The organism is Streptomyces sp. NBC_00386 (assembly GCF_036063235.1).
In the GTDB taxonomy this organism is placed as follows: Bacteria; Actinomycetota; Actinomycetes; order Streptomycetales; family Streptomycetaceae; genus Streptomyces.
This window is the reverse complement of the sequence record NZ_CP107950.1, coordinates 235,915-262,447: the sequence shown is the minus strand read 5'-3', so window position 1 is coordinate 262,447 and position 26,533 is coordinate 235,915. Positions and strand designations below refer to the sequence as shown.

Sequence of the window (26,533 nt, the reverse complement as noted above, 5' to 3'; positions counted from 1 at the left end):
GACTCCCTCACCGCTCGTACAGATCCTCCGCACGCGCCTCGTACCAGCCCTGGGGCACCGCGGCCGCCGCCGGCCACAGGGCCCGGTGGCCGGTGGCGTCGGCCAGCACCACGAAGGCGGCGGACGCGTCGTCGAACGGATCGTCGTGGGCCGCACCGTCCAGCACCCGCAGATTGCCGTACTCGTCCAGCCGGGCGGCCCGGCCGGTACGCCACATCCGGGCGGTGGTGCCCTCCGGGCCGCCGAACGGGTCGGGCAAGAACCGCTCACCGCCCGCCGCGCCCGCCCCCGTGTAGCCGCGGGCCACGCCCGCGCCCGCGATGTAGAGGGATCCGGTCCGGCCCGGGCCCACCGGACACAGCCGCGCGTCCAGGAGATAGGCGCGATGGCCGGGAGCGGGCCGGGCCGGGGCGCCCGGCGTGTGCTCGACCACCAGCCTGGCCTCGGCCCAGCCGCCGCTCACGGTCAGCTCCGCGCCCTCGGTCCGGGCGAGCGAGACCAGCGCGCTCAGCACGTCGTCGGCGCCGCCCAGCACCACCCGCGCCCCCTGCCGGCCAAGCCACCCCAGCACCTCGTGCGGCACATCGCAGGTCAGCGAACCGTCCGGGACGTGCACCCGCGCCCCGCCCACCAGAGCGCCCAGCAGCCCGATCGCCGCGTCCCCGTCCGGGTAGCCGCGCACCAGCCAGGCCGCGTCGGCCCGCGCCGCGACGGTGAGGGCCTCACCGCCCACCGCGACGGTGCCGCCTTCACCGGGCAGCAGCAGGAGCGGGTCCCCGCCGCGCCACGGCCGGGTCCGGTCGGCCTGCGTCACCGGCCAGTGCCCGGCCGGCGCCTGCCGGCCGGCCACGTCCTCACGCACCAGCCGGGCCGCGCCGGGCACGGCCGGCAGCAGCAGGTCCGCGGTCTCGTCGAGCAGCAGCACCACCGGATGCAGCGACTCGGCCAGGTCCAGCGACGGGTCGACCGGCACCAGCGCGGCCCCGGTCTTCACCACCGCCATCGCGGCCACCGCGAACCCCGCCGGTGAGGACAGCGCGGTCAGCACACAGCTGCCGGGACCGGCCCGGTGCTCGATCAGGGCGTGCGCCAACAGGTCGGAACGGGCGTCGAGTTCGGCATAGTCCAGGCCCTCCAGCGCGAGCGCCCCAGGAGCCCGCGCGACCTGCGCCGCGAACAGCGACGCCACGTCCTGGCGCACGAGCGGCACCTGCGCACCGGCCCACACCCCGCTCCCGGCCACCGCTCCGGGCAGCAGCCGCAGCCGGCTCAGCCGCGTGGCGGGTGCCTCGAGGACCGAACACAGGACGGCGGTGAGCTGGTCGGCAAGGGCGGCCGCCGCCTTCTCGCCGAGCGTCTCGTGACGAAAGGAGACGCTGACGGCGATACCGGCCGCCTCGCCCGCAGGACTCTGCCGTTCCGTCAGCGTCAGCCCCCAGTCCGCGGCCGGCACCGCGGGCGTGCACTGCTCGGCCTGCACACACAGCCCACCCGCCTCGAACCGGCCCACGCACTCCTGCACCACCGCCAGCGCGACCCCGCCGGGCAGCGCCGCCAGCGCCGCCTCACCGTCCCGGTAGGCGGCCAGGTCCCGCTCGCGGACCCGGCGCAGCAGCTCGGTGAAGGCCGGATCCCCGCAGGTGTCGACCGTCAGCGCCAGCACCCGCCCGTAGGGGCCCACCGCCTCGCGCAGCGCGGCCGTGTCCCGCGCCGGGACGGGCGCGGCCACGGTGACCGGGTCCTGCGCGCCGAGCCGGCTGAGCAGCGCCACCAGCGCGGCGTGCACCACCATGAACAAGGTGGCGCCCTGCCCGGCGGCCAGCCGGGTGAGCCGCGCGTGCAGTTCCGCGTCCAGGCCCCTGTCCAGGGTGCCGTAGGAGGCAGGCCCGGACCGCGGCCCGCTGCCCGGCAGCACGGCCGGCGGCCGGTCGCCGAAGACCGCGCGGGGCGCCGCGTCCAGCCCGGCGGGACGGCGGTGCGGGCTGCCCCCGCCGGCCCGCGCCCCATAAGCCCGGGCCAGGTCGGCGGCCAGCGGCACATGCGACCACAGGTCCACCGAGTCGGCGGGCAGGGCCAGTTCCAGCAGATGGTCCTCGGCGGCCAGCGCCCGCAGCCGGGTACCGGCCGAGCCCAGCCGGGAGTTGCGCAGCGCCTCATGGCGCCGCCCCAGATCCTCCAGGGCCGCCTCCAGGGCACGCCCGTCCAGCGGACCGCGCAGCCGCAGCGAGAACGCGCGGCTGTCGCCGGCCGTGTCGCCCGGCCCGGTCACCGCCGCCGGCGCGTCGCCGACAAGCAGGGCGAACGCGGCCGGGGTCGGCGCCTCGTACAGCGCCCGGCTGCCCGGGTCGACGCCCAGAACCTCGCGGACCCGGGACAGCAGCCGGGCCGCCGCCAGGGAATGGCCGCCGATACGGAAGAAGTCGGACTCGGCCTGCACCCGGTGCCGGGGCAGACCCACCACCTCGGCGAACAGATCACGCACGATCTCCTGGACCGGCGTGCCGGGCTGGGTGCCCCCGCGGCCGGCCGCGGGGGCGGGCACCGGCAGCGCCGCACGGTCCACCGCACCGGCCCCGTCCAGCGGCAGGGCCTGCAGGACCATCAGCGCGGACGGCACCATGTGCTCCGGCAGCCGCTCCTGCAGATGGGCGCGCAGGACCACCTCCAGATCCACGGTGTCCTCGAAGGCGGCCGGAGTGCCGGCCCAGCCCTCCACCCCGGCACCGGGCGCCGCGCAGGTGCCCGTCACCACACCCGCGGGCACCCGCGCGGGATCGAGGAGGACGATGTCGAGGAGCTCGGGGCTCTCCCCCCAGGTGGGCAGAGCCCGGTAGCCCAGACGCTCGGCCCTCTCGCACAGTGCCTCCGGGCCGGGTGCGGGCGCGTCCTGCGGCGCCAGATCGATGCTCTCCAGCGGATCGAAGAGGGACCGCATCGCCGCGTACTCGTCGTGCACCCGCCGGTTGGGCACCCCGGCCAGGCGCAGCACGGCAGGACGCGCCGCCGCCGCCCGGTCCACAGCCTCCAGCCCGCCGGCGACATCCGCGCCCCAGCGCACCACGGGCGCACCGCGCAGGTCGGCGACCGGCTCGGCGGTGGAGAGCACCACGTCGTAGCGGTAGCGGGTCAGCTCGTTGTGGTGCACACCCCGCTTGATGCGCACGTCGACCGCGCGCACGGCGGGCAGGTCCCGGGCGAGCGCGCCGAACAGGGCGGGGGAGAGGAGCAGTTCGCTCTCCGTGGCCACCTGGCGGCCGATGGCACGGCGCAGCGCCTCCCGGTCGCCCTCGGCGGCGCCCGGCCGGGCCAGCGCGATCCCGGTCTGCAGACAGCGGGCGAGGTCGAGGCTGCGCACATCGCCGAGAAGGAGCGAGCCGCCCGGGGCGAGCAGCGCCAGTACCCGCTCGACGACGGTACGCAGACGGGCCAGGCCCGGGAAGTACTGGATCACCGAGTTGACGACGATCAGGTCGAAGTGGCCGGCGGGCAGCCCGCCGGTGTCCTCGGCACCGCGGCAGTCCAGCCGCACCTTGTCCTTCAGCAACGGGTCCGCCTCCACCCCCGCGGTGAGCGCGGCGACGGCGGCGGGGGAGAAGTCGGTGGCCCAGTACTCGTGGACCTCCTCGTCGCGGGCCAGGTCGGCCAGCAGCAGCCCGGTGCCCACACCGATCTCCAAAACCCTGCGGCGCGGCAGCTCCCGGATCCGGTCGAGGGTGGCGTACTGCCACTCCCGCAGCTCCTCCGGCGGGATCGGCAGGGCGTCGTAACTGCTGTTCCAGCCGGTGAAGTCGTCACCCGGCCCACGGGCCGTGGCACCGGCGTGGAGCGCTTCGTGGATCTCCTTCCACCGGGCGGTCTGCGCGTCCTCCTCGGCGGCCGCCGGAACCACGACGGCCGGCACCACATGCGCCACCAGCCGCCTGCCGCCGTCCGCGCCCTCGTGCAGGGACACCGCGGCGGCGGACACCGCCGGGTGCGCGCTCAGCACCGACTCGACCTCACCGAGCCCGAAGCTCCGGCCGCACAGCTCGACCCGGTCCTGCACCTGCCCGGCCGCCTCCCGCCCACCGCCGTCCCCGTCCGTCCGGCCGTCCGGCCCGGCACCCGACGTCAGGACGGTCCACACCGCGAAGGCGACCGCGTCGAAGGCCGGCCCCGCGCCGTCAGGGCCCGGCCGCACAGGGCCGGCGGAGCGTACGAGGTCCAGCACCGCGCGCTGCGGTACGACGACCCCCTCGACGGCACCGGTGGTGGCGGAGGGGTAGCAGACACACAGGGCGTCGTCCGGGCCGGTTCTCTGCTCGGGCAGAGCGTCGCAGCGCCGGGCGATCTCGGGCGCCTCGGCGTCCAGCGCGAGGACCACCGTGTCCAGACCCGCGTACTCCGCGGCGCCCGCGCTTTCGGTCAGCACCGCGACAGCCGCACTGTCGCGCACGATCAGCCGCCGCCGCTGCGCACGGTCGGCGGGGTCGAGGGGGACACAGACCGCTCCGGCCCGCACGATCCCGAGGAACGCCGTCACCGTCTCCGGGCCCGGCCGCAGCGAGGTCGCCACCCGGTCGCCGCGGCCGATGCCGCGGGCCCGCAGATGGGCGGCGAGACGGTTGGCCGCGCGGCCCAGCTCCCGGTAGGTGAGGCGGCCGCCGGGGCCGTCGTCCTGCCCGGGACGGCGCACCGCGACCGCGTCGGGACGCTCCTGGACCTGCTGCTCGATGAGGTCGGAGATGGACATCGGTACCCGCTCCCTTGTGACAGCGCCTTCCGGCTTGGCAAAACGTTGCCTGAATATTGGCAAGTGCGACCTGAGGTGGCGTCCTGAAGTGGTAGAGCGGCACTGGAGTCGCTGGTGGCGAGGGGCGTTGCCGCCAGGGCCGGGGGTGCGAGGTTGCCAAGGCGCCCGGAGCCGGGGGAGTACCCGGTGATCACCCGGGGGTCCCGCACGCGACGACGTCGCCCCGAAAACGCCGAAGCCCCCGCGCGGCATGGCTGCCTGCGGGGGCGTCACGGGGCGGGCACGGATGCCCGGACGCGGATCAGACGCTGGCGACGGCGGGGGCGACGGGCCAGTCGATGTTGCCGGTCTGGAGGGCGGCGGGGGCGACGGGCCAGTCGATGTTGCCGGTCTGGAGGGCGGCGGGGGCGACGGGCCAGTCGATGTTGCCGGTCTGGAGGGCGGCGGGGGCGACGGGCCAGTCGATGTTGCCGGTCTGGAGGGCGGCGGGGGCGACGGGCCAGTCGATGTTGCCGGTCTGGAGGGCGGCGGGGGCGACCGGCCAGTCGATGCCGTCGGCCTGGACCGCGGAGACCGTCTTCGCCGTCGTCGGCCAGTCGATCGCGTCCGCGGCGGTGGTGCCGGCGGCGGAGAAGGCGGTCAGGGCGGTGGCGGCGATGACGATGCGGGCGATGCGGTTCATGGCGGGCTCCTCGGTGTCAATTTCGTTTTCGTTGCTTGGCAACCTTCTGCCAAGAAGATTGGCAAGCAAAGCTCGCAAATTGGTCGGGAATGGGTCGATTCGGACTCAAGGTGCACGCCAGGAACACTTCAGGAGGCGGTTCCGCGCCATGGATTTGCCTAGAAAAAGCCGCCTTGAGCTGCGGAAATGAGAATTCTTGGCAGAGCCGGAAATGCTCTGGCAACGCTTGGCAATTCCTGGAGAACCGGGCTGGACGCGGCCGGGATCCCCGCCGTCGACCCCGCACTAGAGCCGCACCTGAGCCGCTGCTGCCCGAGGTTGCCAAACTTCCGACACTCAAGGCAAGGTGTTGCCATTAAGTAGGCAATCATTTGCCTCACCTGTGGGGGGAGGCCCCTGAAGTGAACGAGAAATCCCACGGTGACCGCAGGATCCACCTCAATGCGGCCGGTGCCGGACGCATGCCCGCGGCCGTACGGGAGGTCCTCACCGAGTGGACGCGTTTCGAGGACCGCTACGGGCCCTACGAGCTGGACGAACGTCTCGAGGACGTCCTGCACCGGCAGATCCACGAGCACCTGGCCGCCCTGCTCGGCGCGCCGCCCGGGGACACCTTCCTGTGCACCGGTGCCGCCGACGCGTTCGCCGCCGTGCTGTCCCGGCTGCCGCTGGGCCCGCGCGACCGCGTCTGGGCGACTCCCTACGAGTCGGCCGCCAACCTCAGCGCCGTCTTCGCGCTGCGCGCGCGCACCGGCTGTCGGCTGGAGGTCGTACCGCTGGGTCCCGACGGCGACCTCGACCTGGAGTGGATGGCACGGCACATCGGCGACGACGTCGCCCTGGTCTGCGTCCCCTACGTGCCCTCGGGCTGCGGCATCGTCCATCCCGTCGAGGACATCGGGCGCATCCTCGCCCCGCACCGGTGCCTGTACGCCGTCGACGCCTCGTACGCGGCAGGGCAACTGCCCGTGGACGTCGCCCGCATCGGCTGCCACCTGCTGACCGGGGACGGCTGGAGGTTCCTGCGCGGCCCGTACGCGGCCGGATTCGCCGGCGTGGCACCGCGGTTGCGTGAGGCCCTGGCCCCGCACGGCGGCCTGCCGCTTCTGCCGCCGCACGGCGCCGCGGCCGCCGCGCTGAACGAGGCCCTGGTCCTGAACGCGGCCGTGTCCGCGCGCACCGACCTCGCTCCCGGCCTGCGCGCCGCCGTCGAGGACACGGCCGGCACCGAACTGATCGCCCCCGGACGCCTCCAGAGCGGCATCGTCACCTTCCGGCACGAGGACGTGCCGGCCGCACTGGTGCGCCGCCGGCTCGCGGACCGCGGCGTGGTCGTGTGGAAGACGGTCGCCGAGGAGGTCCCGCTGTACCTGCCGAAGCGGGGTGTCGTCACGGCCGTACGCGCATCCGTCCACCACGACAACTCGGCGAAGGACATCGAGGTGTTCGCCGACGCCCTCAAGGACGCCGTGACCGGGACGCGCCCGCTCCCCGCGCCCGCCCGGCACCCGCAGCCGCCCGCACCGGCACCGCACACGGTGGTGTCCCGGCCGGCCGCGGCCGGGATCCCGCGCGCGCGGGCGGCAGGCCGCAGGCACCTGACCCTGGTGACGGGCCGGCCGCCGGACACCGGCCCGCTCCGGCCCGGCGCGTGAGCGGCACGCACACCGGCCGGCCGGGCCGGCCGGCGGCGGACGCGAGCGCCCTTCGGCGTCCGCACCCGCCGCCGGCCTCGGGCACACGCACCACCCGGTGCGGGGCGACCTCGCCGTGCCGTGCCGTGCCGTCCGCCGGCGGGAACATCCAGGGCGGCCGCCGGCCGAGCCGCCGCACCAGGCCCGGCAGGAGGACTCCCGGGCCTCGTCGTAGTTCAGGCGGCCGTGGCCCGATGTTCGAGCAAGGTGCGAGCAGTCTCCAGGCGCATCCCGAGTCCGGTCGTGTTCCCTCCAGGTGCGGTCACTGAACGGCAGCGGCCCCGAAGGAGGTTTCGGATGGCTCTGCGCGACGTTTTCCCGTCCCTCGACGAGACCGACGCCGTCGCTTCGCCGGCCGCGTCCCGCCCGGCGGGCGAGGGCGTCCTCGACCCGGGGAAGGCCGCGGTCCTCAACACCGACGAGGAGGCCGCCGACGCCCCATGACCGTCCTCAGCCAGATCGACGAGGCCTGAGCAGCACGGCAGGCGGCCGCCCGCCGCAGCCTCCCGGCACTGCCCCCCAAACGGCAGCAGCCCCCGAGCCCACACCCCAACCGCAGACGGCGGCCCGAACAGCGGACACGAGCGGAGGCTTGAGACCATGACCGTCGAGCTTGTGGGCACCGCCGAACACGCCCTGCCCGGCCCGGAGTTCGCCACCCTGTACGCACAGGCGCAGCGGTTCTACGCGCACCAGATGCGGCTCCTGGACGCGCACGACACCCAGCGCTGGGCCGAGACCTTCACCGAGGACGCCCTTTTGCACCCGCTGTCGCTGCCCGAGCCGGTACGGGCGCGCACCGCGCTGGACCGCTATGTGCGCACCGGCGCCGCCCGGCAGCGGCGGGCCGGCAGCCGCCTCGACCACTGGGTCGGCATGCTCGACGTGCAGCCGCAGACGGACGGGTCGCTGCACACCCGCTGCTCGGCCCTGGTGTACGTCACGCCGAACCAGGACGGCCCCAAGGGCAAGGTGCTGTACGTCTGCGTCATGCAGGACGTCCTGGTCCGCTCCCGGGGCGAGTGGCGCATCGCGCACCGCCGGGTGACCCGCGACGACCTGGCCTGAACCGGGGCCGGCGAACACCACTGCAGCCGAGCTCGAAGTTCCCTACGGCCAAAGGGACGTGAGGCCGAAGGCCGCCTGGAGTCGGGCAGGTACATCCCCTCCCCGTCCGCGCCCGCCCGCCGTCCTCGATAAGGACGGGCGCGTCGACGTGCAAGGGATCGGTCCAGGAGGACTCGAGAGCGGTTCGAGGTCCGCTCATGACGGCGGCCGCCACGGGCCACACGCCGCTATCGTCGGCATTCCCTGGTCCGGGCCCCCGGGTCGCAGGACCGGACGCCGGAGCGTCTCGTAAGGGAGTGCCCCATGCACAAGGCGGAAGAACCGAAGATGCGCCTGTTCGTGTTCCACCACTCCGGCGGTTCGCATCTGGCGTACCGCGGCTGGTCCTCCGGCTTCCCCGCCCACTGGGACGTGCAGATCCCCGACGCACCGGGCCGCGGCCCCCGCGACCGGCGCCCCGCACTGAGCGACGCGGGCGCCCTGCTCGACCACTTCCTGCACGAGCTGGACACCCGACTGACGGGCCACTACGCCTTCTTCGGACACAGCATGGGCGGACTCGTCGCCTACGAACTGACCCGCCGCCTCCTGGACACGGGCCGCACACCGCCCCTGTGGCTCGGCATCTCCGCACGCGGCACACTGCACCCCGACGGCGACCCGGTGCGCCGGCACCTGCTGACCGACGCCGAACTGCGTCACGAGCTGGCGACGATGGGCGGCACACCCTCCGAGGTCATGGACCACGACGAACTGTGGGAGCTGTTCGAGCCGACCATCCGCGCCGACCTGCGCATGAGCGAGACCTGGCGCACCCCGCCCCTGACCGCGCCGCTGCCGGTGCCCCTCTCGGTGTTCGGCGGCACCCGGGACCAGGTGGCGCCGCCGCACCGCCTGGACGGCTGGGCCGAGACCAGCGAGCACTTCCTTGGCCAACACCTGTTCGACGGCGGCCACTTCTACTTCCAGGACCACCTCCCCGAGGTCGCCCGGCAGATCCAGGACGACGTGCGCCGCGCCCTGCTGACCACCCGCGCCCCCTCCGCGACGCCGCGATGACCCTCCACGGCCTCGCCGCACCGGCCCCGGCCCGCACCGAGACGGCCAAGACGACGGCCAGGACGACCGAGGCGACCGAGTTCCGGCTGCTCGGCCCCGTGGCCGTGTACGACCGGCAGACCGGGACGGGCATCACGCCCTCCGGCCCCAAACAGCGGGCCCTGCTCGCCACGCTGGTCGTCCACGCGGGCGAACAGCTCTCCGTGGACCGCCTGGTGGAGGAGCTGTGGGGCGACCGGCCCCCCGCCAACGCGCCGAGCGCCCTGCACACCCACGTCGCCCGGCTGCGCCGGCTGCTGCCCGCCCCGGGCCACGAGTGGATCAGCACCCTGCCCACCGGATACCTGCTGAGCCTGGGCAGGGCCTCGACCGACGTGGCCCGCTTCACCCGCCTGTCCGGCCAGGGCCGGGCGGCCGCCCCCCAGGACCCCCGGCACGCGACCCGACTCCTCGGCCAGGCACTCGCGCTGTGGCAGGGCGCGGCCCTGCAGGACAGCTCGCACGGCCCCCTGTGCACGGCCGAGGCGGACCGCCTGGAGGAGCAGCGCCTGACCACCCTGGAAGCCCTGTACGAGGCGAGCCTGAACTGCGGCAGACACACCGAGATCGTCGGCGACCTGGAACGCCTCACCACCGCCCACCCGCTGCGCGAGCGCCCCTACGACCTGCTGATGGTCGCCCTGTACCGGTGCGGCCGGCAGTCGGAGGCCCTCGGCGTCTACGAACGCGCGCGCCGCCGTCTGGTCGGCGCGCTCGGCGTGGAACCGGGCCCCGCGCTGCGGTGCCGCCTGGAGGCGATCCTCAACCACTGCCCCACCCTGACCCCCTCGCGTCCGCACCATCCGGACCTGGCCACGGAGGCCGCGCGCCTCCAGGCCCGGATCGACCAACTGGTCAGGGAACAGGCGGACTTGATGCGCAGAATCCAGGAACAGGACGCGGGCCGCTGACACCGCGGCCGGCGCCGCCCGGTGCTCCGGGCCGGCAGCGATTCCCCCAGGGGGTCAGAGCAGTCCGGTGAACGCGGCGAAGACGTCGTCGAGTTCGCTGGTGTGCACGGTGAGCGACTCGGGCGTGAGCGCTGCCGCGTCGAGGACCGCGAGCACGGAGCGCAGCGTCTGGACGCCGGCGTCCGCGGGGACCTGGAGGGTGCGTGTCTCGGGGTCGCTCCACGCGCCGCCGAAGCAGGCGCCGGCACGCTCCAGCGCGATCGCGTCGGCGAACCGCAGGCGGATGACGGCGGCGGGCGGCTCGTCGAGGGGCTCGGGCCACAACCCGCCGTCACCGGGCTCACCCTCGCCAGGCTCGCGGTCGCCGTCACCGGGCTCGCCGTCGCCGGACCCGGACCCGGACCCGGGGTCGGCGGCCGGCCGGTCCGGCCCGGGCGCCCGGTAGGCCGGCAGGAGGCTCAGGGCGGAACGGGCCGGTGGCGCCGTGTACTCGGGCCCGTCGAAGGAGAGCTCGCCACCGGTTGCGTACCCGCCGACGTCATCGTCGTCGTGCCAGGGTTCCGCCTCGGTCAGGGCGTCCAGCAGGACGGACCTGGCCTCGGGCGGCAGGCAGGCGGCGAGCCGGCGCGCGCACTGCCGGGCCTGGTCCCCGTCCGCCTTGGCCACGGTGACCAACTCGTGGACGAGGACCGCCGGTTGCGGGGCGCGCCCGGAGTGCGCCGGCTGCCAAGGGGTGCCGGCCGGCCCGTCGGCGTGCGGTTGCTGTCGCTGTTGCCACTGCTCGTTCATGGCAGGACCTCCTCCTCGTCCGGGTCCGGCACGATCACCGTCCCGATCCCGTCGTCGGTGAACATCTCCAGCAGGACCGAGTGCGGGATCCGCCCGTCGATCACCCGGGCCGCGCCCACCCCGCCCCGTACGGCCTTCAGGCAGCCGGCCATCTTGGGCACCATGCCCTCGCTCAGCTCCGGCAGGAGTTTCTCCAGTTCGCCGGCCGTCAGCCGCGGGATGACCTCGGCACTGTGCGGCCAGCCCGCGCACAGCCCCGCCACGTCCGTCAGCATGACCAGTGTCTCGGCCCGCAGCGCGGTCGCCAGCGCCGCCGCCACGGTGTCGGCGTTGACGTTGTAGACCAGGCCGTCCTCGGCGCTGCGGGCGAGCGGCGAGACCACCGGGATCCGGCCGCCGGCCAGCAGGCCGTCCAGGGTGGTGGTGTCCACGCCGGTGATGTCGCCGACCCTGCCGACGTCGACGGGCGCCCCGCCGATCCACGGCACGTGCCGCACCGCGGTCAGGGTGTCGGCGTCCTCGCCGGTCATGCCGACGGCGAGCGGGCCGTGACGGTTGATCAGCCCGACCAGCTCGCGCTGCACCTGGCCGGCGAGGACCATGCGCACCACGTCCATCGCCGCCGGCGAGGTGACGCGCAGGCCCGCCGCGAACTCGCGCTTCATGCCGCGCCGTTCGAGCTCGGCGTCGATCTGGGGGCCGCCTCCGTGCACCACCACGGGCCGCAGCCCGGCGTAGCGCAGGAAGACGACGTCGCGGGCGAAGGCCGCCGTGAGGTTCTCGTCGACCATGGCGTGTCCGCCCAGTTTGAGGACGACCGTGCGGCCCTGGTGGCGGGCCAGCCACGGCAGGGCGTCGCCGAGGGACCGGGCCTTGACCTGGGCCTGGTGCACGCTGACGGTCATGAGACCCTCGCCCGCCGAACGAGCCCGCCGACCGGGGAATTGGCGCTCATGGGGTCACGACTCCTTCTGTGGGGGCCCCGGTCACGGGCTGGACCCCATGACCGGTGGACATGCGCTGGAAAGCTGCATGAAAGGACTTGGCTGTGCTGCGGGTTCTTGGGACGGTGAACGCCGGCCGGCCCGAGGAGGTGGCGCCGCGGTCGTCGCGCGCGGGTTCTCGAGTGTCCTGCCGCGGGGTCACGTCCTGTCAACGGGACAGTGGCTCGGCCTGCCGCTTCAGGCGGCCGAGCGCGCGGCCCGCGCGGTGCCGGTACGGCTCAGCTCCTGCCCGGTGCGCCGCAGCACGATCGAATCGGCGATCTCGCCGCTGCGCACCGCGATGTTCGACAGCAGGGCCGAGGACAGGCCGTGGGTGTGCTCGGTGCCGCCCTGGAGGTAGACCCCGCTGGTCAGCCCTGACGCGCTGACGAGGCGGTAGTCGCGTTCCACCTGGTGCCGGCCCGCCGTGTCGCGCAGGAAGTGCCGGTCGAAGTCGCCGAGCAGGCGGGCGGGGTCCAGACCGTCGTAGCCGGTGGCGAACACCAGGGCGTCGACGGCGAGTTCCTCCGTCCGGTCGTCGAGCAGCGAGCGCAGGCTCACCCGTGTCTCGCTCCCGGCGCGCTTGACGTCGGTGACCCGGGTGAGGTTGCGAAAGTGCAGGCGCCGGCTGTCGCGCACCCGCTCGTCGTAGGAACGCCGGTACAGGTCCCGGATGACGTCGGAGTCGACCACCGAGTAGTTGGTGTTGCGGTGGTAGCGCCAGAAGGCGTCCCGTGCCTGCTCGGTGCCGAAGTAGTGGTCGTCGACCGCGCCGGGGTCGAACACCTGGTTGGCGAAGGGCGTGTCGTCGGCGATGGCGTAGCCGTAGGAGGGTACGACCGCGGAGACCTGGGCGTGCGGCAGTTCGTCGTGGAAGAACCGGGTGATCTCGGCCGCGCTCTGGCCGGCGCCGACCACCGCCACGCTCTTGAGGTCCCTCGGGTCCTGCGCGTCGAACCGGCTGAGGAACTCCGAGCTGTGCCACACCCGTTCGTCGGACGTCACGTTGTCCGGCAGGCGCGGCACCAGGCCGGTGGAGATGACCACGTTGCGTGCGGCGACCACCCGGGTGGTGCCGTCGCCGCTGCGCACCTCGATCTCCAGGAGGTCGCAGGCCGGTGCTCCGGCCTCGGGGACGGACCGGATCGAGGTGACCTCGGCGCCGTAGGTGACCCGGTCGCTCAGATCGGCGGCCGCCCACTCCAGGTACTGGTGGAACTCCTGGCGGGTGGGGAAGAAATCCTGGTTGTTCACGAACTGCACCAGCCGGTTCGAGGCGTGCAGGTAGGAGACGAAGCTGTAGCGCGACAGCGGATTCCTGTACGTCGCCAGGTCCTTGAGGAACGAGATCTGCATGGTCGTCGACGGCAGCAGCATGTTCCGGTGCCAGCCGAAGGCGGGCTGCCGCTCGAAGAAGTGGGCTGTGACCGGATGCTGGGGAGTGCTGGCCCCGTGTTCTTCCAGAGCGATTGCGAGCGACAGGTTGGACGGGCCGAACCCGATACCGACCACGTCGTAGACCTCTTCGCTCTGCCTGCCCGTTGTCTCCATGTGAATGCTCCCGATGCGTCTGGAAGTCAACCGGTGGCCCACAACGCCTTCCGGCCTGGCAAAACCTTGCCATGATGTTGGCAACTCGATCCTGAGGTCTGGTCTCGTGACGCTGGAGTGGTGGCGGAGTCGCTGGTGAGAGAGGTGAGTTCGCCGTACGGCGGCGGGAAGACCATTGCCGGGAGCCCGCCACACGGAGGCTGTCCGCCGGCCCGCGGTGCCGAGAGGACGAAGGCGCCGGGGGCGGACCGCGTACTCGGGGGCGGGCGGGGAAAAGGGGAAAGCGGCGTGTTTCCCGAGCGTTTCTCGAAGAGGAATCGAAGACCGCTGGAAGACCCCTTTAGGCCTTCTCCAGGCCCTCGGCATGTGGAAGCATTGTCCTGTCGGCGGGACGGCCGTACGGTCCTGGGAATCCTCGACACAGGCCGATTTCCGAAAAGGAGAATGCGAATGTTCGTGCCCAGCTTTTATCGCGAGCCGAATAATTCCTGGATGGCGGATCTGATCCGTGACAACCCGCTGGCTCTCGCGGTGACGAACGGCAGTCCCGAGGACGGTCCCTTCGCCACGCACCTGCCGGTCATCTTCGACCCCGACGCGTCCGGCCACGCCGGCGGCGAGCTGACGGGGACCACCCTGCTCGGGCACATGAACCGGGCCAACCCGCACTGGGCGGCGCTGCGGTCAGGCGACGTGCTGCTGCTGACGTTCACCGGCCCGCACGCGTACGTGTCACCCACGGTGTACGAGAAGACTCCGGCCGCCCCGACGTGGAACTTCACCGCGGTGCACGTCCGGGGCGTGGTGGAGAGGATCGACTCGACCGAGGAGACGCTGGGCGTGGTGCAGTCCACCGTGCGCGCCTTCGAGGGGGCCTTCGGCGACGGCTGGGACATGACCGAGTCGCTCGGCTACTTCCGCCAGATCGTGCCCGCCGTCGGGGCCTTCCGGTTCACGGTCACGGGGGCCTCGGGCATGTTCAAGCTCAGCCAGGAGCAGCCGGGCGAGGTGCGCGAGCGGGTACAGGCGTCGTTCGGGCAGAGCGGGTGCACCTACAAGCGCGAGGTCGCCGGGCTGATGAACCGGCTGCCGTGAGACGCCGGTGGCCCCGGCGCCGAAGACTTCAGGCGCTGATGGCCACCGGCCGGCTCCGCTGCTCGGCGAGCCCCTTCACGTCCTGCACGCCCCTGTCCTGCACGCCCTTGAGCCCGGCGGCCTCGGGGCGCTCCGCCGGTGTGCCGGGCGCCTCCAGGGCGGTCGCGGCCGCGCTGTCCAGCGTGGTCATCACCCACTGCTCGAAGTCGATGCCCAGCTGCTGGGCGGCCTGGTGCCACCACTCCAGACGGCTGCCGGGAACCTCCAGGCGGCGGCCCGGCCGGGCGGGAGCGGCCGGCTGCTGATCGCCCTGGCGTGCGGCGCGCAGGGCGCCGCGCAGCTGCTTGGTGGTCCACTGCCGCTGTTCGGCGCGGTCGAGCCAGAGCTCCTGGTCCGTGACCGGCATGGAGGCCAGTTCGGCGTGGTGCTGGAAGCTCAGGGCGGGGCGGCGCCGGCCGAGGTCGAAACGCCGTGAGACCCACGCGTAGTTGCGCAGAGTCTGGTACGACAGGTTGGCGGCGCGTATCCCGCGCTGGTAGCGGTCGGTGTAGTGGTCCTTGCCGTACACCATCCAGTCGCCCAGCCACCAGGAGGAGGAGTCGACGACGTCGGCGAGCTGCCGGCCGGCCCGCTCCCACTCGTCGTAGGCCATCTTGGCGGGCATCTGCAGGCCCACCTTGGTCGTCAGCACCGGCACCCGGCGCGGCGCGGACGCCGTGGCGCGTGCCTGCCGCGGCGTCACCTGCGAGGCGGTGGTCGCGGTGCCGCCGTGCGGCCCCGCGGTCTGACCGGCCTGATGCGCCATCATGCCTCCTGAGAACGGTGCATATAACCGTCGATAAGCGTCGCAGGACAGCCTGGGGTGGCACCGGAGCGGCACTCGAACGGTTGCACATCGAACCTTTTTTGCCGAATAGTGCCCGCCTTTCTCACCGGGAAATGCGGCAATCTCGCCGGGAAATGCGGCGGTCGCGGATCGGCCGCACGAACGCCGGAAGACCGGAAGATCGGAAGACCGGAAAGAAGACCGGCAAGGGGGGCGGTGGACGGGTGTTTTCCGAACGGAAGAGGCGGCGTACTCCGGCCCGGTGCCGGTGTACGCCGCCCTGGGCGGAACGAGGGTGCGGACGTCGCCCGCCGCGCGGGGTGTCAGTTCGCGTCCCTGTCGAACGTCGAAGCCGACCAGAAGTAGCCGAGCACCGCGAGGCCCAGGCACCAGGCCAGGGCGATCCACCCGTTGTTGCCGATCTCGGTGCCCAGGAGGAGACCGCGCAGCGTCTCGATGGCGGGGGTGAAGGGCTGGTACTGGGCGATCGGCTGGAACCAGCCGGGCATGGAGTGCAGCGGGACGAAGGCGCTGGACAGCAGCGGCAGCAGGATCAGCGGCATGGCGTTGTTGCTGGCGGCCTCCGCGGTCGGGCTGACCAGGCCCATGCCGACCGCGATCCAGGTGAGCGCCAGGGCGAACAGGACGATCAGGCCGAACGCCGCCAGCCATTCCAGGACGCCGGCGCCGCTGGAGCGGAAGCCGATGGCCACGCCGACGGCGGCGACCAGGACCACGCTCATCACCGACTGCAGGACGCTGCCGATCACATGCCCGATGAGGATGGAGCCCCTGTGGATGGCCATGGTGCGGAAGCGGGCGATGATGCCCTCGCTCATGTCGGTGGAGACGGACACCGCGGTGCCGATCACCGTGGAGCCGATCGTCATCAGCAGGATGCCGGGCACGATGTAGGCGATGTAGGCGGAGCGGCCCGCGCCGCCGCTCATCGCGTTGCCGAAGATGTAGACGAACAGCAGCAGGAGCATCACGGGGGTGAGCAGCAGGTTCAGGGTGAGCGAGGGGTAGCGGCGGGCGTGCAGCAGGTTGCGGCGCAGCATCGTGGACGAGTCGCGCACGGCGAGGGAGAAGGAACTCATCGCAGGGTCTCCTTGGGCTGGTTGGGCAGCTTGCCGCTGTCGGTGAGGGCGAAGAAGACGTCGTCGAGGTCGGGGGTGTGCACGGTCAGTTCGTCGGCCTCGACGCCGGCCGCGTCCAGGCGGTCGAGGACGGCGCGCAGTTCACGCTGGCTGCCGTCGCTGGGCAGGTGCAGGGCCAGTGCCTCGTCGTCACGGGATACGTCTCCCAGCGTGGCGGCGGCGGACCGGTAGGCGGCCGGGTCGGTGAAGCGCAGCCGGACGTGTCCGCCCGGGATCAGCCGCTTGAGCTCCTCCGCGGTGCCCTCGGCTGCGATCTTTCCGTTGTTCAGCACGGCGATGCGGTCGGCGAGCTGGTCGGCCTCCTCCAGGTACTGGGTGGTGAGGAAGACGGTGACGCCGTCGGCGACGAGTTCGCGGATTATGCCCCACATGGTGTGGCGGGAGCGGGGGTCCAGGCCGGTGGTCGGTTCGTCGAGGAAGATGATGCGGGGGCTGCCGACCAGGGTCATGGCGATGTCCAGGCGACGCTTCATGCCGCCGGAGTAGGTGGAGGCGGGCTTCCTCGCGGCCTCGATGAGGTCGAAGCGCTCCAGGAGTTCGGCACTGACGCGCCGGCCCTCACTCTTGGGCAGGTGGTGCAGGTCCGCCATGAGGAGCATGTTCTCCTCGCCGGTGATCAGGCCGTCGACGGCGGAGAACTGGCCGGTGACCCCGATCGCGGCACGTGCCGCCTGTGCCTGGGTGGCGAGGTCGTGGCCGCCGACGTGGATCGGGCCGGAGCCGGGGTCGGGGGAGATCAGCGTGGAGAGGATCTTGACGGCGGTGGTCTTGCCGGCGCCGTTCGGGCCGAGCAGGGAGAAGACCGTTCCTTGCGGGACGGTCAGATCGATGCCGTCGAGAACGGTCTTGTCGCCGTAGGACTTGCGCAGCCCGTTCGCCGCGATGGCCACAGTGCTCATGAGGGGTGCTCCTTCGGGGGTGCGGGCGGTCACAGGCCGCGGGCGGTGATGTCGCCGTAGACGGTGGTGGCGTACACGTCCAGGTCGCACGTGCCGGTGTTGCGCAGGGAGTTGTCGATGCGGCCGTAGCCGGTCTCGGCGTCCAGGGAGGCGGAGACGCCGGGGGCGGCGCCCACCGTGATGTCGCCGTGCTGGACGGCGAGGGTGACCGTGCCGCGCACGGCCTCGCCGATCCGGATGCCGCCCTTGTGGACGCTGATCTCGGCGGGGCCGCCGAGGCGGCCGACCGAGACCTCGCCCTCGTGGACGGTGAGGTGGGTGCTTGCGGCCTCGTCGATCTGGACCGAGCGGTGGCCGCCCTCGAAGGCGACGTCGCCGAGGCGTCCGACGCCGCGGAACTCGGCGGCGACCGCCTTCGCCTCGACCCGGGAGCCGGCCGGAAGCTGCACGGTCACCTCGACGGACCCGGAGTGCCCGAGGAACGGGTGGGGCGCCTCGGTGGCCGCGATGCGCAGGACACCGTCGCCGAAGACGGTCCTGATCTCCTCGACCGCCTTCACGTCGCGCTTCTTGGCCGGGTCGGCGGGCCGGACCTCGACCACGGTGTCGGCCCGGTCGGCGGCGACGAACCGGATGCGTCCGGCGGGGATGTCCACCTCGGCGCGGATGGGGGCGGGGGTGTCGAACTTCTGCGTCGCGTACGCGGTCTTCTGCATCGGGGGCTCCTTGGACTCGTGTTTTCCGATGCAGAAAACGCTACGTTGCATTCAATGATGTGGCAACAAGTCTGTTGCGCACTGTATCCATCACTGCAGCTCAACGCTGTTTAATTGTTGCAATGGATGTGAATATAATGCAACGTCACCAACCTGGTTAGTTGCAATGGAGTGAGAGTGAACGCTCCGCGGTGGCATCGGCCCCGGCACGGACGTCGCCGCGCACCCCGGCACGGACGTCGCCGCGGACCTCGGACAGCGCCGCCCCGAACCCCTCGAGGAAGGTGTCCACCTCGCGGTCCGACACGATCAGCGGCGGGGCGAGCCGGATGACGTCCGGCACCGCCGCGTTCACCAGCAGACCCCTGTCCTGGGCGGCCTGCTGCACGCGTGCCGCCAGGTTCCCCTCCAGCACGACGCCCACCAGCAGGCCGGCGCCGCGGACTTCACGCACCAGCGGATGGTCCAGGTCCCGAAGGCCACGCCGCAGCCGCCGCCCGGCCCGGACCACCCGCTCGAGGATGCCGTCCCGCTCGATGGTGTCCAGGACGGCGAGGGCGGCCGCGCACACCACGGGGTTGCCGCTGAAGGTGGAGCCGTGCGTGCCGGGCGTCAGCAGATGCGCGGCGGCGCCGAAGGCGAGCGTCGCGCCGATGGGCAGACCGCCGCCCAGGCCCTTGGCGAGGGTGACGACGTCCGCCTCGACGCCTTCGGCCTGGGCCGCGAACCAGTGGCCCGTGCGCCCGATGCCGGTCTGCACCTCGTCCAGGACCAGGAGGGTCCCGGTCGCCGCCGTGATCTCGCGGGCCGCCCGCAGATAGCCGGGCGGCGGCACGACCACGCCGTTCTCCCCCTGCACGGGCTCCAGCACCAGCAGCGCGGTGTCCTCGGTGACGGCGGCACGCAGGGCCACGGCGTCCCCGAAGGGCACATGGGCGACCTCGCCCGGCAGCGGCAGGAAGGGGCGCTGTTTGGCACTCTGACCGGTCAGCGCCAGGGCGCCCATGGTGCGGCCGTGGAAGCCGCCGGTCGTCGACACCATGTGCGTGCGGCCGGTGAGCCTGCCGATCTTGAAGGCCGCCTCGGTGGCCTCGGCGCCGGAGTTGGAGAAGTACACCCGGCCCTCGCGGCCGGCGAGGGCCAGCAGGCGTTCGGCCAGGCGCACGGTCGGCTCGGCGACGAACAGGTTCGAGACGTGCCCGAGGGAGGCGATCTGCGCGCAGACGGCCCCTACGACCGCGGGATGGGCGTGGCCGAGCGCGTTGACCGCGATGCCGCCGAAGAAGTCGAGGTACTCGTTGCCCTCCGCGTCCCGGACCCGGCAGCCCCGGCCCTCGACGAGAGGCAGCCGGGGGGTGCCGAAGTTGTCCATCATGACGCCCTGCCAGCGGCCGGTCAGCGCCGCGTTGGCCGCCCCGCCGCTCTCCGCACCCGCACCCGAACCGGTGCCGGTGCTGTTGCCCGCGGCGGTGCCGCCGTCCGGCACGACCGCCGTGCCCGCGCGTTCGGAAAGGCTCATCGAGGCTCCTTCGTGGATACCCCTGGCTTCAGCCGGGGGAGGAAACGAAGCTCCTGCGGAGCAGGGCAGGGAAAGCCGGTTCGCCCTCTGGGCGCAACGGCGTTGTCAGTGGCGGCCAGTACGTTGGCCACGTGTATCTGAGGTATTCCTTCCGGATCGACCCGACGCCGGGTCAGCGCACTGCGCTGGCCCGTACGTTCGGCTGCGCCCGGGTGGTCTACAACGATGCGCTGGCCGCCAGGAAGTCCGCCTATGCGGTGGACAAGTCGCGTATTGCGACGGGTGTTCTGGCACGGCGGGTGATCACGGAGGCGAAGCGGACGCCCGAGCGGGCGTGGCTGGCCGAGGTGTCCGTGGACGCTTTGCAGTCCTCCCTGCGGGACCTGGATACGGCGTATGCGAACTTTTTCGCGTCGGTGTCGGGGAAGCGGAGTCGCCGTGTGGGCCTGCCCCGGTTCAAGTCGAAGCGGGAGGCACGGCAGTCGGTCCGGTTCTCGAAGAACGGGTTCCGGTTGCGGGACAACGGCCGTTTGAACCTCGCGAAGATCGGTGATGTGCGGGTGCGCTGGTCGCGTCCGCTGCCGTCGGCTCCGGCGTCGGTGACCGTGATCAAGGATCCGTCGGGCCGGTACTTCGCGAGTTTCGTCGTTCAGGTCGAGTTCGAACCGCTTGTGCCCGTCACGGCCGAGGTCGGCGTCGACCTCGGCCTGACCCACTACGCCGTTCTCTCCGACGGCAAGGTGATCGACAATCCGCGCTTCCTGCGCCGCGCCGAGCGGAGGCTGAGGAAGGCGCAGCAGACCTTGAGCCGCAAGGTGAGGGGATCCGCGAACCGGGCCAAGGCCCGCATCCGCGTCGCCCGTGCTCACGTCCGGGTGGCCGACGCGCGCAGAAACTGGTGCCATCAGAGTGCTTCGAGGCTGGTCCGCGATAACCAAGCGGTCTACCTCGAAGACCTGGCGGTCTCTGGCCTCGCACGCACCCGCATGGCCAAGTCCGTCCACGATGCCGCGTGGGGCACGTTCCGCCGCGTGCTGGAGGACAAGGCCGCTCGAGCCGGCCGTCACGTCGGTGTCGTCTCCCGCTGGCTGCCGTCGTCCCAGACGTGTTCGGTGTGCTGGGCCGTGGACGGGAAGAAGCCGCTGTACGTACGCACCTGGCGGTGCAGCGGCTGCGGTACTGAGCATGATCGTGACCTCAATGCGTCGCGTGTGATCCTCGCCGCCGGACAGGCGGAGAGGCTAAACGCCCCTGGAGGGCCGGTCAGTCCTGGTGCGGAAAACCCGCGCCAGGCACGGCCCGTTGAACGGGGAACCCACCCGAAGCCCCAGCCGGTGACCACCGGCAGGCAGGCGGGAATCCCTCTCCTTTAGGAAGGGGAGGATGTCAAGAGGCGTACTCGCTGTTCTCGTGGACGTAGTCGGCGGTGAGGTCGTTGGTCCAGATGACCGCGCGGTCCGTGCCGGCGGCGAGGTCCACGGTGATGTGGACGTCGCGGCCGCTCATGTCCACCAGCGCGCGGTCCTCGCCGATGCCGCCGCTTCGGCACACCCGCACGCCGTTGATGGCGACGCCGAGCCGGTCGGGTTCGAAGGCGGCGGAGGTGGTGCCGATGGCGGACAGGACCCGGCCCCAGTTGGGGTCCTCGCCGTGGATCGCGCACTTGAGGAGGTTGTTGCGGGCGATGGAGCGGCCCACCTCGACCGCGTCGTCCTCGCTCGCGGCGCCCGTGACCTCGATACGGATCTCCTTGCTCGCGCCCTCCGCGTCCCCGGTCAGCTGCCGGGCCAGGTCGGCGCAGACCGCGTGGACGGCCTGCGCGAACTCGCCGTACGCGGGAGCGATTCCGGCGGCACCGGAGGCGAGCAGCAGCACGGTGTCGTTGGTGGACATGCAGCCGTCGGAGTCGACCCGGTCGAAGGTGACGCGGGTGGCGTCCCGCAGCGCCCTGTCCAGGCAGGCACCGTCCAGGTCGGCGTCCGTGGTGAGCACGGCCAGCATGGTGGCGAGCCCGGGGGCGAGCATGCCCGCGCCCTTGGCCATGCCGCCCACCGTCCACCCGTCCCGGGTGACGGCGGCCGTCTTGTGCACCGTGTCGGTGGTCATGATCGCGCGCGCCGCGTCCTGGCCGCCGACCGCGGACAGCAGCGCGACGGCGCTCTCGACGCCGGGCAGGAGACGCTCCATCGGCAGCGGCACGCCGATGAGCCCGGTGGAACACACCGCCACCTCACCGGAGTCCAGGCCGAGCAGGCCGGCGGCCCGCTCGGCGGTGGCCTGCGTGTCCTTCAGGCCCTGCGCTCCGGTACAGGCGTTGGCGCCGCCGGAGTTGAGGACGACCGCGCGGATCCCGCCGTCCGCCAGGATGTGCCGGGACCACTGGACGGGGGCCGCCTGCACACGGTTGGAGGTGAAGACACCGGCCGCGGCACAGCACGGCCCGTCGTTGACCACCAGCGCCAGATCCGGGCTGCCGTTGTTCTTGATTCCCGCGGCGGTGCCCGCCGCCCTGAAGCCTCGTGCTGCGGTGACGCTCACTGCATCTCCTCAATCGGCGCGCCGCGTCAGCGGCTGATGTCCGTGCCGCCCCGGATCACGGTGCGACTCCGGTCGTGGAAAGCCCCAGCTCCTCGGGAAGACCCAGGGCGATGTTCATGCTCTGCACGGCGCCGCCCGCGGTGCCCTTGGTGAGGTTGTCGACGGCGCTGACCGCGATGATCCGGCCGACCGCCGGATCGAGGGCCACCTGGACCTGGACGGCGTTCGACCCGTACACGGCCCCGGTACTGGGCCACTGTCCCTGCGGCAGCAGCCGGACGAACGGCTCGTCGGCCAGCGCCTTCTCGTACGCGGCCCGCACGTCCTGGACGCCGGTGCCGGGCCGGGCCGCGGCGGAGCAGGTGGCCAGGATGCCGCGCGGCATGGGGGCCAGGGTCGGGGTGAAGGAGACGGCGATTCGGTGGCCCGCCACGGCGCTGAGGTTCTGCACCATCTCCGGGGTGTGCCGGTGGCCGCCGCCCACGCCGTAGGGCCGCATGGACCCCATGACCTCACTGCCGAGCAGGTCCGCCCGGGGTGACTTCCCGGCCCCCGACGTGCCCGACGCCGCGACGACCACCGCCTCCGGCCCGGCGATACGGGCCGCGTAGGCGGGAAAGAGCGCCAGGGACACCGCCGTCGGATAGCAGCCCGGCACCGCGATGCGCCGGGCACCCGCCAACTTCTCGCGGGCGCCCGGCAGTTCGGGCAGTCCGTAGGGCCAGGTGCCCGCGTGCGGGGAGCCGTAGAACCTCTCCCAGTCGGCCGCGTCCGCGAGACGGAAGTCCGCCCCGCAGTCGACGACGAGCGTGTTCTCGTCCAACTCCCGTGCCACGGCGGCGGACTGGCCGTGCGGCAGGGCGAGGAAGACGACGTCGTGTCCCCGAAGGGCCTCGGCGGTGGTGGGCCCCACCTCCCGTCCGGCCAGCGCGGCCAGGTGCGGCTGGAGGGTGCCCAGCCGCTGCCCCGCGCTGGAGTGCCCGGTCAGGGCGCCGATCCGCACCTCGGGGTGGGAAAGGAGCAGACGCAGGAGTTCGCCCCCCGCGTACCCGCTCGCTCCGGCCACGGCTGCTCGCACTGTCATCTGCTCTCCTGGTGGGACGCGGTCGGGTTGCCTCGTGGCGTCAGCCGGACGTCTGCTCGCAGAACTCGGCGTTCAGGATGGGCAGGATCGCCGACGCGTCCCAGTCGCCGTTGTAGTTGAAGGTGAGTTCATGACGGCCGTCCTCGGTGAAGGCGGCCAGCGTCAGCGACCCCACCACACCCCCGTCGTGGTACCAGATGTCGCCGCAGCTCATCGTGAGCTTCTCGATGCCCAGCCCGTAGGACGTGATCGGCAGGTCGGGGTTGACGACGGTCGTCTTCAGCTCCTTCAGCTGCTGCGCCGGCAGCAGCTTTTTGCCCAGCAGGGCCCGGTAGAACAGGTTCAGGTCGTGGGCGCTGGAGATGATGTCGCCGTCGCCCCAGTTCTGGGAGCCGTTCAGCTCGGTGACGTCGTCGATCCGCTCCGGCTGGGTGCTGTAGAAGAGCTTGGAGTAGCCGCGGCCGCTGGGCCGGGGCAGGTCGCTGCCGGTGCCGGGGTTGGACGTCGACGTCAGCCCCAGCGGCTCGATGATGCGCTGGCGCACCTCGTCCTCGTACGGCCTGCCGCCGACCTTCTGGACGATCAGTGCCGCCAGGACGTCGTTGGTGTGGGAGAACGCGTGCCGGGCGCCGGGCTGGAACAGCGGCGCGTGGGAGAAGGCCACCTGCAGACGCTGCTGGGCCGTCAGGGTGTCGTAGCGGTGCTGCAGGAAGCTGTCGCCCATGGTGTACGTCTGGTAGTACGGCACGTCGGCGAGGTAGTCGAACAGCCCGCTGGTGTGGTTCAGCAGCTGCCGGACGGTGATCAGGGCGCCGTCGTTGCCGTTGCCGCTCACCACGCCGGGCAGGTAGCGCTCGACCGGGTCGTCGAGGCCGATCTTCCTCTCCGCCTCCATCTGGAGCAGGACCGTCGCCACGAAGGTGTTGGTGATGCTGCCGGTGCGGAACCGGTCGTTCTTGCCGCGCGGCGCGCCCGTCTCCCGGTTGCCGACGCCCGCCGCGGTCTTCCAGACACCGGCGGCGTCCCGCGCCTCGGCGCTCACGCCGGGGACACCGGCCGCGACGGCCGCCTCGATCGCCGCCTGCGTGCTCTGGTGGCCGGCCGCCCCCGCGGCCGTGTCACCCGATGCCCGGGCGGGACCCGTGAGGACGGTGGCCGTCAGGGCCACCGCCGCCAGGCCGACCACGCCGGCTCTTGGCCTGTTCCGCATCGTCATCGTCGTTTCCCCGTCTCTTCGTCTCGTCCGCACATTGGCTGGATCCGTACAGGTGCGGTTCGTGGCGGCACCGTAGGTCACCTGGCTCGCGGGCAACTCGTGCGGCGCCACCACGGCCGGGAAGGCGCAGGTGCACTGCCCTCCGACCGCCCGCCGCCCTGCCCCGCCGACGGCCGGAATTGATCGTTCTACCGGTGCGCGCAAGGGAGTTCGGCGCACCCCGGGTGTGGCCGGGTCGTACGTCCGTCGCCGCGCGCCGCGCGGCGCGGGGGAGGGGCGAAGGGCTGCGCCCGGCCCGCGTCCGGCGCCGGGGCCGCGTCCCGTGCCATCCGCGGCCTCAAACGGGCCCGGGGCGAGTCCGCGGGCACGCCGTCGCCCGGTGCCCGGCCGACTCCGGTGCCAGGGCGTCGCCGGGTGCCCGGCCGAGTCCGGGATCAAGGCGTCGCGGGGGCCCGGTCGAGTCCGGGCGGGGCGTCGTCGGCTGCCCGGCCGGGTCCGGGGCGGGGTGCTGCGGGCTGCCCGGCCGGTCCGCGGACCGGCATCACCCGGTGCCCGGCGGCTCCGTGGGCGCGGCATCGTGGCACACGAAACCGGCCCGGTACAGAGGATCACCGCGGGGCGCGGGTGCGGGCGGACGGCAGGGGGCCGACGGGGCCGCCGCCCTTGTAGCGCCGACGGCGTGCTCCCTACGGTTTTGAGGCATCGCCGGGGCCGCCACCGGCGCCGGCTGTCCTGTCGACCGGACAGCGCGGGTGTCCCGTCGACCGGACGGGCACCGGCCGGCGGACCCGCGCCCGGTGCCCCGCGCACCCGGCCAGGCGATTTCCCATCCCGAGTCACCCCCTGACCGACAAGGACGGTGCCCAGTTGAGCACGAACCCCTTCGATGACGCGGACGGCCGTTTCTACGTGGTCGTCAACGACGAGGAGCAGCACTCCCTGTGGCCGGTGTTCGCCGAGGTGCCCGCGGGCTGGCGTGTGGTCTTCGGTGAGGCGGCCAAGGCCGAGTGCCTGGAGTACGTCGAGCAGAACTGGACCGACCTGCGGCCCAAGAGCCTTCAGGAGGCCATGGCGGCGGACTGACCGCCGCCGCTCCCGCGACCCGGCCGGCACGACGCTGCCGTCCGCCCCGGACCGGTCCGCGCCCAGGAAGACACTTCGAGTGGGGAGTTGAAGGTTGTGACGGGGGCTGTGAGAACCGCGGGCAGGCACCGGCCGGGGCCCGTGGACGCCGGCCGTGCGCCGGCGCAGGGCGACGTCCTGTCCTTCGTGGGGTCGCAGGCCACGGTGCAGAAGTCGGGGATGGTCTTCCCCCCCAACCTGCCGGAGCGGTCCTGGGAGCGGATCGGCGCCAACCTGCGCGAGCTCGTGAACTCCTCCGCGTGGTGGCTCGCCGACTGGCTGCTCTACGGTGAGGCCACCTACGGGTGGCGGCGCTACAAGGAGGCGATCGAGCGCACCGGGCTCGACTACCAGACCCTGCGCAACTACGCGTGGGTGGCCCGGCGGTTCGAGCACCACCGCAGGCACGACGGCCTCAGCTTCGCCCACCACGCCGAGGTCACCCGCCTCTCGCCGCCGGAGCAGGACTACTGGCTGCGCAGGGCCGAACAGCAGAAGTGGTCGCGCAACGAACTGCGCAGGGCGCTCCGCGCCGGCCTGGCCGCGCAGAGCGACGAGGCCGGCGACTCCCCGGGCACGGACACCGGGAAGCGGGAGGTGCCCCGGCCCGTCGAGCCGGCCGCCACCGAGCAGCACCGGCAGGTCACCACGCTCACCATCGAGCTGTCCGCCGACCAGCTGGAGCACTACTCCCGGCAGGCCGCCGCACACGGCCTGCCCGTCGGCCGGTGGGTCACCCAGACGCTCGACACCACCGACCGGCACGACGCCGACCGGCGCACCACCGACCGGCGCACCGCCTGAACAAGCAGCGCGCACCGACGCACCGCCCGAAGCCGCCCCGCACCGC

The 26,533-nt window shown here is 72.8% G+C and carries 22 protein-coding genes; 9 read left to right on the top strand and 13 right to left on the bottom strand.

The annotated features are described in order from the left end of the window. Window positions 1–7: 7 nt before the first annotated feature. A complete protein-coding gene (locus tag OG780_RS00955) occupies window positions 8–4,732 on the bottom strand; it encodes an AMP-binding protein (RefSeq protein WP_328443661.1) in 4,725 nt (1,574 codons plus the stop codon). Between the two features lie 301 nt (window positions 4,733–5,033). Beyond that, window positions 5,034–5,414 (bottom strand): hypothetical protein, encoded by a 381-nt coding sequence (locus tag OG780_RS00950; protein ID WP_328443659.1) that lies wholly within the window; start codon window positions 5,412–5,414, stop codon window positions 5,034–5,036. Window positions 5,415–5,815: 401 nt separating this feature from the next. Between OG780_RS00950 and OG780_RS00945 the strand changes: the two genes are divergently transcribed. The 5 genes from OG780_RS00945 to OG780_RS00925 all read left to right on the top strand — a co-directional run bounded on the left by OG780_RS00945 (window position 5,816) and on the right by OG780_RS00925 (window position 10,185). After that, window positions 5,816–7,069, top strand: a complete 1,254-nt coding sequence (locus OG780_RS00945; protein ID WP_328443657.1) for an aminotransferase class V-fold PLP-dependent enzyme — start codon at window positions 5,816–5,818, stop codon at window positions 7,067–7,069. A 336-nt stretch (window positions 7,070–7,405) separates the two neighbouring features. Further along, window positions 7,406–7,552 carry a hypothetical protein gene (locus OG780_RS00940; RefSeq protein ID WP_328443655.1) on the top strand — a complete coding sequence of 49 codons (147 nt, stop codon included), beginning with the start codon at window positions 7,406–7,408 and terminating at the stop codon, window positions 7,550–7,552. A gap of 156 nt (window positions 7,553–7,708) precedes the next feature. Further along, on the top strand, window positions 7,709–8,176 hold the full coding sequence (locus OG780_RS00935) for a nuclear transport factor 2 family protein (RefSeq protein ID WP_328443653.1): 468 nt from the start codon (window positions 7,709–7,711) through the stop codon (window positions 8,174–8,176). A 303-nt stretch (window positions 8,177–8,479) separates the two neighbouring features. Then, on the top strand, window positions 8,480–9,235 hold the full coding sequence (locus OG780_RS00930; RefSeq protein ID WP_328443651.1) for a thioesterase II family protein: 756 nt from the start codon (window positions 8,480–8,482) through the stop codon (window positions 9,233–9,235). Continuing rightward, on the top strand, window positions 9,232–10,185 hold the full coding sequence (locus OG780_RS00925; RefSeq protein WP_328443649.1) for an AfsR/SARP family transcriptional regulator: 954 nt from the start codon (window positions 9,232–9,234) through the stop codon (window positions 10,183–10,185). The genes OG780_RS00930 and OG780_RS00925 overlap by 4 nt, the downstream gene beginning before the upstream one ends. A gap of 54 nt (window positions 10,186–10,239) precedes the next feature. On the opposite strand, the gene OG780_RS00920 is transcribed toward OG780_RS00925, so the two are convergent. The 3 genes from OG780_RS00920 to OG780_RS00910 all read right to left on the bottom strand — a co-directional run bounded on the left by OG780_RS00920 (window position 10,240) and on the right by OG780_RS00910 (window position 13,508). Beyond that, window positions 10,240–10,974 carry a hypothetical protein gene (locus OG780_RS00920; RefSeq protein WP_328443647.1) on the bottom strand — a complete coding sequence of 245 codons (735 nt, stop codon included), beginning with the start codon at window positions 10,972–10,974 and terminating at the stop codon, window positions 10,240–10,242. Then, complete coding sequence (gene argB, locus OG780_RS00915; protein ID WP_328443645.1) at window positions 10,971–11,879, bottom strand: acetylglutamate kinase; 909 nt, start codon at window positions 11,877–11,879, stop codon at window positions 10,971–10,973. Before argB ends, OG780_RS00920 begins: the two co-directional genes overlap by 4 nt. A 276-nt stretch (window positions 11,880–12,155) precedes the next feature. After that, window positions 12,156–13,508 (bottom strand): lysine N(6)-hydroxylase/L-ornithine N(5)-oxygenase family protein, encoded by a 1,353-nt coding sequence (locus OG780_RS00910; RefSeq protein WP_328443643.1) that lies wholly within the window; start codon window positions 13,506–13,508, stop codon window positions 12,156–12,158. A 450-nt stretch (window positions 13,509–13,958) separates the two neighbouring features. Between OG780_RS00910 and OG780_RS00905 the strand changes: the two genes are divergently transcribed. Continuing rightward, window positions 13,959–14,603: an FMN-binding negative transcriptional regulator gene (locus tag OG780_RS00905; protein WP_328443641.1), complete on the top strand. Its 645-nt coding sequence runs from the start codon at window positions 13,959–13,961 to the stop codon at window positions 14,601–14,603. A 28-nt stretch (window positions 14,604–14,631) separates the two neighbouring features. On the opposite strand, the gene OG780_RS00900 is transcribed toward OG780_RS00905, so the two are convergent. The 5 genes from OG780_RS00900 to OG780_RS00880 all read right to left on the bottom strand — a co-directional run bounded on the left by OG780_RS00900 (window position 14,632) and on the right by OG780_RS00880 (window position 19,579). Further along, window positions 14,632–15,411: an LmbU family transcriptional regulator gene (locus tag OG780_RS00900; RefSeq protein ID WP_328443639.1), complete on the bottom strand. Its 780-nt coding sequence runs from the start codon at window positions 15,409–15,411 to the stop codon at window positions 14,632–14,634. 341 nt (window positions 15,412–15,752) lie between these two features. After that, window positions 15,753–16,529: an ABC transporter permease gene (locus OG780_RS00895; RefSeq protein WP_328443637.1), complete on the bottom strand. Its 777-nt coding sequence runs from the start codon at window positions 16,527–16,529 to the stop codon at window positions 15,753–15,755. After that, window positions 16,526–17,488 carry an ATP-binding cassette domain-containing protein gene (locus OG780_RS00890; RefSeq protein ID WP_328443635.1) on the bottom strand — a complete coding sequence of 321 codons (963 nt, stop codon included), beginning with the start codon at window positions 17,486–17,488 and terminating at the stop codon, window positions 16,526–16,528. Before OG780_RS00890 ends, OG780_RS00895 begins: the two co-directional genes overlap by 4 nt. A 29-nt stretch (window positions 17,489–17,517) precedes the next feature. Beyond that, on the bottom strand, window positions 17,518–18,204 hold the full coding sequence (locus OG780_RS00885) for a hypothetical protein (protein WP_328443633.1): 687 nt from the start codon (window positions 18,202–18,204) through the stop codon (window positions 17,518–17,520). Window positions 18,205–18,361: 157 nt separating this feature from the next. Further along, window positions 18,362–19,579: an acetylornithine transaminase gene (locus OG780_RS00880; RefSeq protein WP_443062289.1), complete on the bottom strand. Its 1,218-nt coding sequence runs from the start codon at window positions 19,577–19,579 to the stop codon at window positions 18,362–18,364. A gap of 275 nt (window positions 19,580–19,854) precedes the next feature. Here OG780_RS00880 and OG780_RS00875 point away from each other — a divergent pair, with 275 nt between their 5' ends. Continuing rightward, window positions 19,855–21,096 (top strand): RNA-guided endonuclease InsQ/TnpB family protein, encoded by a 1,242-nt coding sequence (locus tag OG780_RS00875; protein ID WP_328443629.1) that lies wholly within the window; start codon window positions 19,855–19,857, stop codon window positions 21,094–21,096. Between the two features lie 13 nt (window positions 21,097–21,109). Here OG780_RS00875 and argJ read toward each other — a convergent pair whose 3' ends face one another. The 3 genes from argJ to OG780_RS00860 are packed head-to-tail and all read right to left on the bottom strand — an operon-like array spanning window position 21,110 to window position 24,561. Next, window positions 21,110–22,261 (bottom strand): bifunctional glutamate N-acetyltransferase/amino-acid acetyltransferase ArgJ, encoded by a 1,152-nt coding sequence (argJ, locus tag OG780_RS00870; RefSeq protein ID WP_328443627.1) that lies wholly within the window; start codon window positions 22,259–22,261, stop codon window positions 21,110–21,112. A 55-nt stretch (window positions 22,262–22,316) separates the two neighbouring features. Next, window positions 22,317–23,345, bottom strand: a complete 1,029-nt coding sequence (gene argC / locus OG780_RS00865; protein WP_328443625.1) for an N-acetyl-gamma-glutamyl-phosphate reductase — start codon at window positions 23,343–23,345, stop codon at window positions 22,317–22,319. Window positions 23,346–23,385: 40 nt separating this feature from the next. Continuing rightward, window positions 23,386–24,561 carry a serine hydrolase domain-containing protein gene (locus tag OG780_RS00860; RefSeq protein ID WP_328443623.1) on the bottom strand — a complete coding sequence of 392 codons (1,176 nt, stop codon included), beginning with the start codon at window positions 24,559–24,561 and terminating at the stop codon, window positions 23,386–23,388. A gap of 867 nt (window positions 24,562–25,428) precedes the next feature. Between OG780_RS00860 and OG780_RS00855 the strand changes: the two genes are divergently transcribed. Next, window positions 25,429–25,644, top strand: coding sequence for an MbtH family protein (locus OG780_RS00855; RefSeq protein ID WP_328443621.1), 216 nt, complete (start codon window positions 25,429–25,431; stop codon window positions 25,642–25,644). 141 nt (window positions 25,645–25,785) lie between these two features. After that, window positions 25,786–26,487, top strand: a complete 702-nt coding sequence (locus tag OG780_RS00850) for an LmbU family transcriptional regulator (protein WP_328443619.1) — start codon at window positions 25,786–25,788, stop codon at window positions 26,485–26,487. Window positions 26,488–26,533: the final 46 nt, after the last annotated feature.

Coding starts and splice junctions, on each gene's coding strand:
- OG780_RS00955 (WP_328443661.1), bottom strand. CDS start 4,732: ATGTCCATCTCCGACCTCATCGAGCAGCAGGTCCAGGAGCGTCCCGAC.
- OG780_RS00920 (WP_328443647.1), bottom strand. CDS start 10,974: ATGAACGAGCAGTGGCAACAGCGACAGCAACCGCACGCCGACGGGCCG.
- OG780_RS00925 (WP_328443649.1), top strand. CDS start 9,232: ATGACCCTCCACGGCCTCGCCGCACCGGCCCCGGCCCGCACCGAGACG.
- OG780_RS00895 (WP_328443637.1), bottom strand. CDS start 16,529: ATGAGTTCCTTCTCCCTCGCCGTGCGCGACTCGTCCACGATGCTGCGC.
- OG780_RS00880 (WP_443062289.1), bottom strand. CDS start 19,579: ATGATGGACAACTTCGGCACCCCCCGGCTGCCTCTCGTCGAGGGCCGG.
- OG780_RS00860 (WP_328443623.1), bottom strand. CDS start 24,561: ATGACGATGCGGAACAGGCCAAGAGCCGGCGTGGTCGGCCTGGCGGCG.
- OG780_RS00940 (WP_328443655.1), top strand. CDS start 7,406: ATGGCTCTGCGCGACGTTTTCCCGTCCCTCGACGAGACCGACGCCGTC.
- argC (WP_328443625.1), bottom strand. CDS start 23,345: ATGACAGTGCGAGCAGCCGTGGCCGGAGCGAGCGGGTACGCGGGGGGC.
- argB (WP_328443645.1), bottom strand. CDS start 11,879: ATGACCGTCAGCGTGCACCAGGCCCAGGTCAAGGCCCGGTCCCTCGGC.
- OG780_RS00885 (WP_328443633.1), bottom strand. CDS start 18,204: ATGCAGAAGACCGCGTACGCGACGCAGAAGTTCGACACCCCCGCCCCC.
- OG780_RS00935 (WP_328443653.1), top strand. CDS start 7,709: ATGACCGTCGAGCTTGTGGGCACCGCCGAACACGCCCTGCCCGGCCCG.
- OG780_RS00950 (WP_328443659.1), bottom strand. CDS start 5,414: ATGAACCGCATCGCCCGCATCGTCATCGCCGCCACCGCCCTGACCGCC.
- OG780_RS00900 (WP_328443639.1), bottom strand. CDS start 15,411: ATGATGGCGCATCAGGCCGGTCAGACCGCGGGGCCGCACGGCGGCACC.
- OG780_RS00930 (WP_328443651.1), top strand. CDS start 8,480: ATGCACAAGGCGGAAGAACCGAAGATGCGCCTGTTCGTGTTCCACCAC.
- OG780_RS00890 (WP_328443635.1), bottom strand. CDS start 17,488: ATGAGCACTGTGGCCATCGCGGCGAACGGGCTGCGCAAGTCCTACGGC.
- OG780_RS00905 (WP_328443641.1), top strand. CDS start 13,959: ATGTTCGTGCCCAGCTTTTATCGCGAGCCGAATAATTCCTGGATGGCG.
- OG780_RS00910 (WP_328443643.1), bottom strand. CDS start 13,508: ATGGAGACAACGGGCAGGCAGAGCGAAGAGGTCTACGACGTGGTCGGT.